At 57.8% G+C, this 12,747-nt stretch carries 13 protein-coding genes; 8 read left to right on the top strand and 5 right to left on the bottom strand.

Annotated elements, in window-relative coordinates; genetic code table 11:
• The first annotated feature begins 79 nt into the window (after positions 1 to 79).
• On the top strand, positions 80 to 817 hold the full coding sequence (locus P3T23_RS46145) for a hypothetical protein (RefSeq protein WP_429322692.1): 738 nt from the start codon (positions 80 to 82) through the stop codon (positions 815 to 817).
• Positions 771 to 1,253: a Panacea domain-containing protein gene (locus tag P3T23_RS46140; RefSeq protein WP_429322691.1), complete on the top strand. Its 483-nt coding sequence runs from the start codon at positions 771 to 773 to the stop codon at positions 1,251 to 1,253. The genes P3T23_RS46145 and P3T23_RS46140 overlap by 47 nt, the downstream gene beginning before the upstream one ends.
• 223 nt (positions 1,254 to 1,476) lie before the next feature.
• Here P3T23_RS46140 and P3T23_RS46135 read toward each other — a convergent pair whose 3' ends face one another.
• Complete coding sequence (locus tag P3T23_RS46135) at positions 1,477 to 2,634, bottom strand: hypothetical protein (protein WP_429322690.1); 1,158 nt, start codon at positions 2,632 to 2,634, stop codon at positions 1,477 to 1,479.
• A gap of 1,681 nt (positions 2,635 to 4,315) precedes the next feature.
• Between P3T23_RS46135 and P3T23_RS46130 the strand changes: the two genes are divergently transcribed.
• The 4 genes from P3T23_RS46130 (at position 4,316) to P3T23_RS46115 (ending at position 7,211) form a co-directional block, all read left to right on the top strand.
• Entirely contained in the window at positions 4,316 to 4,702 is a 387-nt protein-coding gene (locus P3T23_RS46130; RefSeq protein WP_429322689.1) for a hypothetical protein, read from the top strand.
• Between the two features lie 842 nt (positions 4,703 to 5,544).
• The gene (locus P3T23_RS46125) at positions 5,545 to 5,865 is read left to right on the top strand and encodes a hypothetical protein (protein WP_429322688.1); all 321 of its coding nucleotides are present in this window, start codon (positions 5,545 to 5,547) and stop codon (positions 5,863 to 5,865) included.
• 234 nt (positions 5,866 to 6,099) lie between these two features.
• On the top strand, positions 6,100 to 6,495 hold the full coding sequence (locus tag P3T23_RS46120; RefSeq protein WP_429322687.1) for a hypothetical protein: 396 nt from the start codon (positions 6,100 to 6,102) through the stop codon (positions 6,493 to 6,495).
• Between the two features lie 146 nt (positions 6,496 to 6,641).
• The gene (locus P3T23_RS46115; protein WP_429322686.1) at positions 6,642 to 7,211 is read left to right on the top strand and encodes a hypothetical protein; all 570 of its coding nucleotides are present in this window, start codon (positions 6,642 to 6,644) and stop codon (positions 7,209 to 7,211) included.
• 431 nt (positions 7,212 to 7,642) lie between these two features.
• Here the strand turns inward: P3T23_RS46115 and P3T23_RS46110 are convergent, their stop codons facing one another.
• The gene (locus P3T23_RS46110) at positions 7,643 to 7,981 is read right to left on the bottom strand and encodes a hypothetical protein (RefSeq protein ID WP_429322685.1); all 339 of its coding nucleotides are present in this window, start codon (positions 7,979 to 7,981) and stop codon (positions 7,643 to 7,645) included.
• Positions 7,982 to 8,406: 425 nt separating this feature from the next.
• Here P3T23_RS46110 and P3T23_RS46105 point away from each other — a divergent pair, with 425 nt between their 5' ends.
• On the top strand, positions 8,407 to 8,772 hold the full coding sequence (locus tag P3T23_RS46105; RefSeq protein WP_429322684.1) for a hypothetical protein: 366 nt from the start codon (positions 8,407 to 8,409) through the stop codon (positions 8,770 to 8,772).
• Positions 8,773 to 9,320: 548 nt separating this feature from the next.
• The gene (locus P3T23_RS46100; RefSeq protein ID WP_429322683.1) at positions 9,321 to 9,740 is read left to right on the top strand and encodes a hypothetical protein; all 420 of its coding nucleotides are present in this window, start codon (positions 9,321 to 9,323) and stop codon (positions 9,738 to 9,740) included.
• Between the two features lie 86 nt (positions 9,741 to 9,826).
• Here the strand turns inward: P3T23_RS46100 and P3T23_RS46095 are convergent, their stop codons facing one another.
• The 3 genes from P3T23_RS46095 to P3T23_RS46085 form a co-directional block, all read right to left on the bottom strand.
• Positions 9,827 to 11,128 (bottom strand): hypothetical protein, encoded by a 1,302-nt coding sequence (locus tag P3T23_RS46095; protein WP_429322682.1) that lies wholly within the window; start codon positions 11,126 to 11,128, stop codon positions 9,827 to 9,829.
• 68 nt (positions 11,129 to 11,196) lie between these two features.
• Entirely contained in the window at positions 11,197 to 12,537 is a 1,341-nt protein-coding gene (locus P3T23_RS46090) for a helicase-related protein (protein WP_429322681.1), read from the bottom strand.
• Positions 12,538 to 12,633: 96 nt separating this feature from the next.
• Positions 12,634 to 12,747: ATP-binding protein (locus P3T23_RS46085; RefSeq protein WP_429322415.1), on the bottom strand; the 114-nt coding region annotated here is incomplete at its 5' end.

Below are 12,747 nucleotides of genomic sequence, written 5' to 3'. Positions count from 1 at the left end.
GAAGGAGCCTCACGTGATTCGCAATCTGTTCCAGGAAAAGCATGTTCGCTACGCCGCCTAAGGAATAGGGCACTATTTGATGCACTCGTCAGTATCGCGCAGAAAAAGCGTTTCCCACAGGAGATTTAAACATATGCAGACTATCCGATTCTCAGCTGAAATGCTGAAGGCCATCGCGCTGCTTGCGGCAACCAAAGATCGTCGCAGCTACCTGAATGGTGTGCTCGTCGAGGCACGCAAGCACGAAACACGTCTGGTCGCCTCGTGCGGTCAGAAGCTTGGGATCGTGCGTGTGAGTATCGAAAACGCAGTCGATCACGACGTTTCGCTGATCATGCCGATGAGTGTATTGCGGCAGATCAAGGTGCGCGCGCAGCGGGGGCTTCCCGTGATACTGGTTATCGATGGTGACAATCACTATCTCCAGATCCCCGGGCACGGCCTGCAATATGCATTCAAGCCGATAGCGGACAAGTACGTCGACTACGCCAGAACGGTGCCTGGTGAATTCTCGGGAACCGCGGCGCAGTTCGATCCCCAGCACCTGATGGACTTCTCGCGATGCGCGGCGGTCCTGACCGGCAAGCCAGGCGTTCCACGCGTGACCGCCAATGGAGACAAGGCGGCCCTCGTGACGCTCAACGGCTACGACGACTTTGTCGGCATTGTCATGCCCCACAGGTTCATGGGCACCGACAAGCCGGCCGACATCAGCTGGTTCAAGAGGGTGCGCCTACCTGCTCCAGGACAAGATGATGTCGCTCCATCCAATGCAGCTCGCCGCGGAAATCGTCCGGCGATCGCCTCAGCACGGTAAGCAACAGACGAACCAGTCCATCCAGAAGCTTGCATTTTTCACCCATGGCTGGAGCCTTGCTCTCCTGGAAAAGCCGATGGTGGACGAACAGTTTGAAGCATGGCGGCTCGGCCCAGTGCTCGGGCCGCTCTATCACACACTGGGGGTGTTCTCGATCAATACCATTCCCGCAGATCACCCTATCATCGTGCGGCAGCCGCGGCTGCCGGACGCCAGTCGCGAGGCTCAGCTGATCGAACGCGTCCTCGAGGTGTACGGCAAATTGAGCGCTGCGAGACTGTCCTCAATTTCGCGCATTGAAGGCGGACCGTGGGAGCTCGCGTGGCATGGGTCGTCCCATGAGTGCTGGATCAGTAACGAATCGATCCATGCCTGGTTCGACCGCATTGCGCACTTCGAATACACACCGGGTGAACATTTCTCGGAGCATGCCTGAACGGCGGGTAGTCGCGAGGTTTCATCTTTGCGATTGCATTTGTACCCAATCAGGAGATTTGCAGTGAATCAACACGAAACGACATGTATTACGTTTTCGCCGGGATCACGCGTCATTGATGAGCGCGCATACGCGGAGCACGTCATGCCAAGCAGATCGCAAAAGCAGCATAACTTCTGGAATATCGTCTCTCACAGTTCGGAGTTCGCAAAGAAGGTGGACGTCAGCAGGAAGGTCGCCGATGAGTACCTGGAGGCCGACCGACGCGCCGGCCGGTTCCAGCCCCGCCATAACCCGCTGGTTCCCCGGAAACGGTAGCACGCGTGTTCGTCGGCGCCTTCGTTGTCTTCTTCCTGTCCTGTCCGACCGGTCTTTTGAAGAGGGTACGCGTTGGCGCTAATGTCATGTAGCGGTCGAGCCTGAAAAAATACCGGACCACCGGCACGAGCTCGTCGGCGCACAGTATTCGTCCCACACCGGGAATCATTTTCCCCGCACCCTCAGATTGCCATCTGTAGTAGACGCCTTTGCCTTGTGTAGCCACCTGGGTCCAGTACTTCCCGACCTGCTCTGCGATAGCGACCAGATCAGCTCCCTGCCGAGCCGTGAAAAGAAGCAGGCAGTGATACCCGTAACCCATGCCATGACTGTGTTCGAGTTTGACGACAAGTCCCACCGGTGACGGGACGAAGTCATTATCGAGATACTGAAAAAGCTGGATGCGATGATGGTTGACCTCTTCGAGGCGCATGCCGGATGGCAGGGGTTCACCGTTTGCGGAGAGATTGGGGTAACCCAGATTGATTCGCATTCCACAAAGGATTTGTTCATTGTAAAAACGCCTTTCAAGGAATTTTGACATCTCCCGCTGGTCTTGGTTGCTACGGTGAAGATAGTTTGCTTCCTCTCTTCTGACCGCCCTGTCGGCAAGCGTGGTTTTTTGAGTGGAAAACTCCTGATTCATTTCGTCGATCATTTTTTTGGGGAAATCATTGGAACCGAGATTGCCAGACCACGAGCGGCGACGTTCCAACGTCTCCTGATCGCAGTCAATGAGTGCGCGCAAGACCGGATTAATGCTGTGGAGATTGAACGTTCTGGAGAAGAGACGGGTATCAAACTCAAGCAACGCGCGAATCATGTTCTTCTCGTTTGAGACGGGAATGGCGCACCTGCTGGCCGAGTGACTACATTGCGTATTTAGGCGCAGGCCTGACCTGCTTCTGATTTTTTGCGCAAGCTGATAGATCAGGTCGAATTTGCGCAGAAAGTCGTTCTCCACTGCGGCAAGCTGGCGTTGGTGAGGCGCCAGTGGGGGACCGAAGAGAAAAAACCGCTCTCTCATTCCTTCTTCGATCGCATCAGATTGGGTGATTTTCATGAGGGATCAGTCGACCTGTTGTGCGCAAAACTCCGGCGCGTGTTGCACTTTGCAGTAGGTAATCCGGGCACCTGTTCGCGTTTTTCTGTTTGTCGCGTGACGTTTGCCGTGCTCATCTCCCCCACCATTTCACGGGCACAAGTCCTCACCGGCTTTGCCAGGGACCCCTGGAAAAACCAGACGGCAACAGTTCACCCCGGTAGTCAACGCTACCGCGACGCACTAATTTGGGGAATCAGAGATAAATGGTCAGTCTTATACGAACCTTAGAAGGAATACTAACAATCAAAAATCTAAATCCGCAGATGCGCAAAATGTAAATCCACAGCTGCGCAAGCGGGTTGCAGTGGTCGCCGGTCTACCCGGACGTCGCTGTCATGAACGACGGGTTTCGGGAAGAGTCTGGCAACGCACGAGGTGCGACCTGAACGGAAAGTGGGTGCAGTGCGTCTCTGGTCGTCTCCTTGAGGCATGTTGAAGCAGGGTGGCTTGTCTCGCCGTACAAGGACCCATGCGTGTCGGCTGGCCGGCGCAGGGGGTGTGGGGGCTGGGGCGAGTGAAAAAATACTTTGCGATAGATATCCTGTGGAGCCTGCAGCCGTCTGATTGCGCGCAGCGCGACCAGCGTCCTGGTCACGGCTGGCAGCACGAGCAGACGTTGCACGGGCTTCCGTTATAAGGCGTGGTTGATTGAACAAGGCGCTGTACCGGGCGTTGCACGGGGCGCCGGCTGGTTCATTTAACAGGGGTGGGTTCCGAAGGGAGTTGAAGGCGCATCGGGTGCGGCCTGGGGGGAAGAAGTTCGTGGTCTGCGATAGATCACCTGATTGGTGCCGGCGCGCTGTCAGACGTTGCGTCGGGTCGGTGGGCCCGGTCGTCGAGGTTTCGACGTCCGGGTTTGGGTCAGCGTTCGGTTCGTGGGGAATCTTGAAGCAGGTGGCTTGTCTCGCCGTACAAGTATCCATGCGCTGGCCGGCGCAGGGGTTCGGGGCTGGGGCGAGTGAAAAAATACTTTGCGATAGATCACCTGATAGGTGCCGGTGCGCAGTCAGACGTTGCGCCGGGTTGGTCAGCCCGGTCGTCGAGATTTCGACGTCCGGGTTCTGGATAGCGGTAACGGCAACAGGGGCCGCCCTGTGCAATACGTTGAGCCTTGATCGCGAATCGTGCGCGAGCGTGGCTGCCGGAATAGCGTTCATATCAGCCTTCTGTTTACCTGAGCCTGTCGCGGCCGTCGATGGCCGCCCTCGCTATAAATATAGTGCGCCTCGTGGTGACGTCACGGGCTTCGAGGCCGTCGCTCGCGGTCCTGGCCCGGTGTGGCGGATGCGCCGTGCCGGCGGCCAGGCGCGTGTCCGCGGTGCCCACCGTGGTGACGGGCGCCGCGCTCGCGTCGGGCGGGTGGCCTGCGTTGCCATTTACCCGGGCCATTCGTTTTCGTATGTCGTCGGCCAGAATTGAAGTAATCGCATAAAGAAAAAATGTGCTGGCGCCTGGGCGTTCGCTGCCTTTGCGTGAACTGGCCGTCACATTTCTGTGGCGCGTGTGCGGGGGTGTGGCCCACGGTGCGCGTACGCGCGATTCAAAAAAATCTCAAACCTATATTCCGCAGATGAGTTCAGCACAGAGATGAAATGAACTCAATTACCCAACAGACAGAAACAAACCAGGGAGTATCACCATGTTGAACAACGCGCTGAATAACGTTCTCAAGTTTGCGGCAACGGCGGCTCAGGAAACGTCCAGCATCTTTGATAATGCGCCGGTCGAATCGATGACTGAACCGGCTTCGGGCCTTTTCGAAACGTGCACGGACTGGGTGAGCGAAAACAAAACCGCAGTGATTGGCGCCGCTGCGGTAGTCGCAGTTGGCCTCGGTGCCTACTACAGCTACCCGTTGCTGCGCGACAGGTTCAGCAGCAGGAACGGAACGACGGAATCGAAACAGGCGACGCCTGAAACGAATTCCGCACCTCCTACCGCTGAGCAGGTGCAGGCAGAGCTGGAAAGGGCGACTCAGGCCGCGCAGGACTTCATGAAGAACAAGCCTGCGGCCGGCAATAACTGAGCCAGATCCAGTAAGCACCATCAAGCAGTTCGTGCCGGAGGCGGTCGCGCCTCCGGTTTCAAAAATTGTGGTTAAACAGGGAGTCCCAAAAAATGCAATTCTGGAAGTCGCTTGGTCAGGGTGTGGGTGTTGTCGTCGGTCTCTATATCGGTTGCAGACTCGTGCAGGTCGTCGATGAATATATCGAAAACAGGCAGCGGGAGAACTGATCTGACACCCGGTATTCGTCGGGTTCCGACTGGTTCAGGAATGATGGGGAGAGCGCGAAGCTCTCTCTTTTTATTGTGCGATTCACAAGGAACCATTTTGTCCGGATGCAGGAACGGCAGGCTGGGCGGTTTCAATCGGGGGAGGTGAAGAGTAATGGGCGGGTCCCTGACTTACGCGATGTATCACGCAATGGCAGTGAAACAGGATTTCAATGACCGGTTCTTTCCGTTTGATCCAGATGATCTGGCGGCGTTGCTCAGGCGAAAAGAGGAAATTCTTGAAGCGCTTGATGAGAGCGCACAGGTCGTCAACCAGATTGGACAGGAGCTCGAGCGCATTGGTGCAGAGGTAAAGTCGGATGACGAATGCGCAAGGTTCAAGGAGGCTGTCGCGATTGCGTGGGAGCCGACCTCCGCCGAGGGCTATCCCGGGCGGGGGTCCTCCCCCCGCTGGGTTTGGAGCGGGGGCGTGGTTTGCCCTGATTTCTCGCCTGGGGGGGCGGCATCTACCCCCCCCCACCTCCCTGTTGACACCCGTTTTCTTTTTTTCCCCGCCGTGAGTGCTCAAGTGCGTCCCCGCGTCCCCGTTTCTCCTGAAAGCAAATTGTTTGAATGCTTTCGGCGGAGAACACCATGGAAGAGACAAGGAAGGGATTTCTGGCCAGGGTCTGCGAAGACCTCTTTTGCAGCTGGAACGGCGACGTTGACCCGGCCCGTCTTTTTGGTTACGGCTTTGTGATGCTCGGTGGCCTCGTCTTCATCATTCTGTCGATCTACGACACCGTCAGGCACCAGACATTCAACAGTCTCGCCTTCTCGGGCGGGCTGGTGGCGATCGCAGGTGCGGTGACGGCTGCGGCGGCTGGCGTAAAGATCAAGGAATCCTCCGAGATTCCGATGCCGACAGAAGACATTGAGCAGGTGGAAGTCGATGTGGTGAAAAAGTCGAGCTGAGCCGCTGATGCCGGAACTGCTTCCATGTCGCAGCCACCGGGTGTTCCGGTGGTGTCCCAGGCCCCCTGCCCCGTAACCGAGAAAAGTTCGGATAGATATTACTCAAACGGGTGCTGGTAGCGGTGCTACCTCGCGCCCGAAGTAAAAAAACTGGACTGGCTACTCCTATGAATGTCAGGCAGTTCAAGGCAACGACATTCGATTACCCAAAGTACCAAAAGGAGAACCGTGTAAATGACCGATCCCACAGACGAGTCCCCGCGTCTGCCCCGGTCGAGCTGGATCGAAGTAGTCAGGCGGCTCAGGACCATCTCGCTGAAGGGCCTGGGCATTTTGTTACAGGAAGCATTCAACGGGAGAAAGGAGGCGCCCGAGAACTTTATCAACTGGATTCGTTCACAAATTTTGCATCCAAGGGATCTCGACTGGATAGACGAACACGCACCCGCGTTCCGGATCGATGTGATTGACCTGGTTCATCCCCAGACGCAGCACCTGACACAGACGTTGAGCATTACGTTCAGAAGCCTTGATGTGACGGTTCACCACCCGCTCATCATCAACGTATATCTGGATCGCGACCGGACCATCCAGCCGGGATCAATGCTGGTGCTTTCAAAACTCGAATAACCACCCTCCAGTAACTGCCCGGCCACTACGTGGCTGGGCTCTATGCGATGAGACGCAACGGCCGCGAAGTGATTCGCCCGGCTGGGCGCAGCCTTGCCACAAAAGACAAGCCACGATCGTTTTCAATGATTCCAGGGAGAGCTGAGATGATGCTGCAGGAAGAAGTGCCGACTCGCGAAAGCCCGCTTCCGGGGCTATTGGAAAAGACCGTGTCCGGCCTGTGGTTCCTGAAGAATGAACTCGTCGAATACATGGACGACGACGGCCTGAGGAAGCTCACCGGTTGTATCGACGAGGTGTACGAGCGCGCTGTCGTGCTGCAGAACCATGCACGGCCGTTCACGCCGTCGTTCCGCTTCCGGCAGGATGCGGATGACGGGTCGGTGGTGCATCTTCTGGTGCTGCTACCGGGCCAGCATTTCAATCAGGGCACGCTCGTCGGCGAGATACGCATGAACGCGGCCGTGGTTGACGGCCGGTTTCGACTCTCGCCGGCGCAGGAGTCGGGTGCGCACGCGCTCGCGCGCCAGCGCAGGTGGAAGGTATCCGAGGAAGAGCTTCAGGCGCTCGATGAGTTGATCAGTTCTGCAAGGCGCCTGAGGAGCATGGGTCGCAGCTTTCCTGTGGAGATCATGTTCACGGACCAGGGTGTCGAGATTGATGCGAATTATCATGACCCCGCGGCACCCGCCCGCGCTGCCCTCGTGTCGACGTAGCAACCTGGATGGCCACTCCGCCCGCTGTGACAGCTGTGACGCACGAAAGTCACGGGCAAATCCAGTGAGCCATGATCTTTCTCGAGGCGGGCATCGTGACCGATGAAGCGGCAACGGGGCGCACTTAATCCGGAGGACCAACGGGCGGCCTAAGTGGACATTCGCCGCGTTGCCATTGCCGTCGCGGGCAACGCCATACCCGGCGCGACAGAACTCGCGCATGAAAAAAATCGCCTGATCTATCACCGTTAGATGAATGGCCTGGGCTACACCTGTGCGCAATATCTCGATTGCCAGATGATTCACAAGCGACATGCGTCGTACCAGCTCGCCATTCACCGGCAACAACTCCGCACGCGTGCGCGGTATCCGTCGCGGCGGCGCGGCACGCTCGGCGCGTCTGCGTTCTATTCGCGACATCGCGCCTGTGGTCAGTGCATGATCGGCGTAGACAGCGCATTCGACGCCAGCATATTGCGCGCGGCTTCGACGGCTTCACGCAATACGACGCTATCGTCCATTCCCTCAACTTCATCAGTCAGCATGTCAATTACGCTTGCTGCGCAAAGCTGGAGGTGGATCGCATCCACAATTGCCTGGCTTGAAGACGTTGGATGATGTGCAATCCGCGTCGCGATGCCGGTAACCTGCATCAGCGCGGCGACGGCCTGCGCGCACTGGCCGCTACGAAGCGTAAGCTGGTTTTCCAGTTCAACGACGCGCCGCTGGAGCTGGGCGCAGGTAGGAGGTACGGCGTTTTTATCTGGCATGGTCCCGGTCTCACTGTTCAGGAGTAGCCCGGACACACGAAGAGGGTGAGCGGGCACAAGGCAGGGTTGGCGAACCGGCGCTGTACCAAACCGGCAGGTCCGAAGACCTCCCCACCCAGGCCCGCCCATTGACGAATGCAATAGACGAACAAAGGCAGCCGCACACCCTTGCGGGCATGCGGGGTACAGCGCTTCCAGGTCGCCAAACCTGGGCTGCCGTTGTTTCGGCAGCAGCCGACTATATAGCACAGTTTAGGCGCTTACTGAATCCACAAGGCAGCGCGTTTATGTATGCCACCGATCCGGCGCGATTTTCTCACCTTAACAAAGCTTCTTTTCCGGTTCAGTGATCGCGGAAGGCTTTTGCCCGAATGCTCTCACACAATGCGGAACGCTGAACGTACCTCAGAGGGAGAGGTAAAACCATGCCCAGTCATACGCGGCAGTACTTTGCGACCAGTCAGCAGTTCTCGGATGCGGTGATCAGGCAGATCACACAGACTGAAGCCGACAACCAGCTGATTACCGGCGCCCTTCAGGCTGGAACGGAGGCGGTGCAAACAGCTTATCCTGGCGCGCAGATAGTGTACGGTACCTTTTCGTATCTATCGGCGACGGGGAAATGGATGCGTCAAATCGATCTGCTCATCGGACTCGCGTCTGCCCTGAACCACTTCAGGTATGCCATCCTGCTTAACATGAAAAATAACCTCGGCGACTACTACGTCGATACTTCGAATATGCAGACGTTCACTTTCCTTGGGGGGAGTTCAGCCATTGGCGCGCGGTAAGGCAGGAGACAGATGGGCTCCCGGGGTGCGGGTTTAGGACGTTTGGGGGAGCTGTGTAAAGCGCGAAAGCGAACAATTTCAGGCAGAGACCGATGACAACGAGCACGACTGAGGTTCAACCCTCGACGGAAATGGCGCCGCCAGGGCCTGCGTCTGCCAGGCTTTCATGGCACGAGCTGAGCAACCCGCAGTACTTCGCGCTACTGGAGTGTGCGCGCATGAAACCTGGCAGATATCGCTGGAAGCCCGCCACCATGCGCGGTCTCGCGGACCTGGGACTGGTCTGTTGCCTGGAGAACGGCACATTTGCGCCGACTCCCGCAGGCATCGATCTGTTGCGTGCATCAAGGGAAGGGAAACGTCGCCAGCCAAGGTCCCGGCCGGAATCCGGCCATGAATCCGGCCAGTAGCATCAGGCGTACCGGGTTCAAAACAGCCTCCCCCAGACGCGTCATGTATCATTCGAAAAACAGTTCCGGTGTGGTCCGTGACAGTGCCGGCAAAACCAGCTTCAGCAGAAGCTTCGACAAGTTCGACAAGGAATGAGGATGCCTACCCAGCAACAGCTTGACGAGCTCAGGCGACTGGAAGATTACGTGCAGGGCTGCGAGATCGAGGATGATGACGGCGAGGCGTTCCTGCATCTCTTTATCATTGTGCGCGGCAAGTGCATCAATGGCATGGCGAACAGCGGCATCAGCGATGCGATGATCTCGCGTCTGCTCTCCATCACGCCGGAGAAGGTTGCCTCGCAGAAGATGCCCAGGCGACAAGGCAGTGCAATGAACGCCGCAGTGCAGGTTCCGGAGGCACCGGCGAAGGAATCGAAGAAGACCTCACTGAACGGGAAGGCATCGAAGCGCGCCGACACGTCCGTCAAGACAGCCAGGCCCCCGGTTGCCAGCAAGATGCCGGTAGCGCGAAAGAAAGCCGGGCCGCAGAAGGTGTTGCAGGCGGCCAGGAAGTAAGGTCGTTGGTTTCGGAGCAAAGCCGGCATGGAGCCAGAGAGGTGCCGTCAGGCCCTCTCTGGCTCCATGTATTCTGCCTTCTTTTTTTAGCCGTTAAAGCCGCGCAGGCCCAGGTAGTTGCAGTACTTGCTACCGCGCAATGAGCGGGCGGCTTCCTGCAATGCCGGACGCTGGAAGGCGCGCATCAGCAGCTTTGCGTAGGCCTCGATCCTGTCGCCAACGGCGACTACCTCACGATCGCGTCCCTGTGCGCTCTCCGACAGCTTTCTGAGAGCATCGCCGAGTTTTGCTGACGCGGCGGAGAATTTTGACTCGAGCTCCACAAAATGCTTCACGTTATCGCAGTAAGCCTGAGCCGCATCGAACACCTCGCCGAGCTGTTGAACTGAAAGCGTGATCTCCTTGCTCAGGGAAACTGAAGCGCGAGCGCCCAGATTGCCCCCCATGTAGGTCGCTGCCTTTAACGCCCCATGGCCCGAGCTGCCTTTCTCCTGTACGAACCCACTGCTGCCCAACTGCTCCAGACGGCTCCCCTGAGTCGGTGTGCGGCTGGCAACGACACTGGTTACGTTGAAGTACTTTCCGTTCCCCATGAAGTGGGAATCGAAAAGCTCGGTGGGGGATTTCAGCGCTTCGACCTTTCTGGCGAGTGCGTCGATCGCGGCCTTGTCTTTCGCACTGCCACTGCTCAGGGTAGCAGCCAGTTTTTCAATGGCGGCAATGATGTCAGTGGGATATTTCGTGAGCATGTAGTTTGAACCTGCCAGATCACTTGACAAGGCCGCACCAAGGTTCTGCGGTTGCCCCTGGCCAGTTCTGAAGAAGTACCAGAGTCCGTGCAGATTGATTTCGATCCGCGGGCCCAGCTTCCCTTTTTTCTGTTCAAACTCCGCCTTGTTCTGCCGCGTCTTGTTTTCATACTTGGCGAGCTTGCCTTCGATCGATCTGAAGGAGTCGAGGATGACATCCTTGAAGTGCTTGAAATTGAGCACCGGATCCTGAAACAGCAGGGTCTTGAGCGTCGTTCCAATACCCTCGAGGGCGATTCCTGCCTGCTCTTCGGCACTCGCCTTGCAGTAGCTTTCGAGGGCGGGGAAACTCATGGCTTCCAGTCCGACACTGCCGAGCTGCTGGTTGACGCCCTTGATGATCAATGCGGTGATCGCGGGCGTGACGGCGTTGCTGTGAATAAGGCCACGCAGTTGATCGTAATACTCGTAGATGGCTTCGGCTGCGACATCCATCGCCGCATCGTGTTCGAAATCCTCATCCACGGTTTCGGCCATCCCGGCGAATGCCTGGTCGTCGCCTTCCGGTACCGAGTCATCCAGGGTTTCCCCATTCTCGACAGGCTCATCACATTCGAGCGCGACGCGCAACAGGCTCACGATTCATTTCTCCCCGCTCAGATGAAACTCCGGACGAGAGCTTCGTCAAAGGATTCGCGAGGTATGGCTCAACCCACGTTCCGGCTGACCCACGCCTGTTCCTGTGCCTGGTTGGCCCACCGAAGCCAGCCGGGTATCTCCGCTCCGTAGACATCGGTTGCCGGCCGACCGGTCCAGGGCTCCATGGCCTGTTCGAACTCCTCGCACGCAATGGCCTCAAGCGCGAGTGCCTTCGTGGCACGCGCATTGCGTTCCTGAAGGGATTCAGTGGCAATCAGCTGCTCGTTCTCGAAGCCAAGCAACTCGTCGACCTGGGCGCGGCTCCACTGCATGATGTCGATCGTGCGCGAGGAGATGTTCGATTCGCCGCCGGTGTCGAGCACAACATCGTTGACATAGACGTTTTCGTCCTGTCCGAGGCGTTTGCACCGCGCGACGGCCTGATCGTACTCGAACGAACGGAAGGGAGAGTTAGCCATGACCATGGTGTTCGCCATGACGAGCGGTACGGCAGACGAGAGCGACTGGTAGGTCGCGATCATCGGATTGGCATCCTCGTTGCGACCGAACTCGTTGACCATGCCGGCCAGCTCGTTGTTGGTCTCGCCATAGACCCGCAGGGGCCGGTAGCCCTGCTGCTTGAGGAATTCCGCCGCGGCGTCGACCACGCCCACGTAGCTGGTGAACATCAGCGTCTTCTTGAGCGCGGTGTCGATGATGTCCGCGAGACCGATGTGCGGCACCATGTCGATGATGCACTGGCCCCGTTTCCTGCCGAGAATCTGTCCAAGCGCCTCGCCCTGCACCTTCAGCTTGTAGTATTTCACGACCGATTTCGCGTCCTTGAAGTCCTGGCGAAACGGTTTGGGTAGCGCGGGCAGGATGACCTTCTTTTCGTAGCTGGTGGCGAAGCGGATTTCGTCCTTGAGCTTTGACGGATCGAAATGCTTGCGGATGAGTTTGACCGCGCGCTCGTAGTGCCGGAAGTGTTCCTTCTGCTCGGGTGTGACGAGCGTTTTCCCGAAGGCATTGAGTGCATTCTCGAACATGCGTTCGTACTGGCGCATGTTCGAGAGATAGTGTTTCGCGCGTTCCTCAATGAAGCGGCGCATCTCCTCGCGGATGGACGTGAGCGTGTAGCTTTCGCCGTTCGGGATGCGTACCTTCCTCTGGATGTGGTGGAGCCCGACCTTTACCACGCTGCCGCTCTCGACCTTGTAGGTGACCTTTCCGAGCCGGTGCGCGAGGATGTCGTTGGCGCGCTGGGATGCCTTGCCGTAGATCGCAGAGAAGCGTTGCTGCGCGTCGCGATCGAAGAGCGGGTCAATCGTGCGGAACAGCGGCGCCATCTCGCCACCCATCGCCTTGACCGGTGTGCCGTGCGTATTCCACGCAAAGAGAACAGCCATTCCAGGGCAAAGTGAATCGTGATCCCACGGCAAAGTGAACAAGGATTCCACGCCATCGCGAACAAACGGAGCGCAGCGACGCGGGACCTTTACCTTTTACTCGGACTGCGGCTTTGCGGTCAATCGACTGCGCGTCTTGCGCAGCGATTCGCCCGCGAGCGTGATGCGATGAGCGTTGTGCACCAGCCGATCAAGGATCGCGTCGGCGAC

It is taken from the genome of Paraburkholderia sp. GAS448, from assembly GCF_050435685.1.
GTDB lineage: Bacteria > Pseudomonadota > Gammaproteobacteria > Burkholderiales > Burkholderiaceae > Paraburkholderia.
The sequence above is the reverse complement of the archived record's forward strand: the minus strand, read 5'-3'. Positions and strand labels throughout refer to the sequence as shown.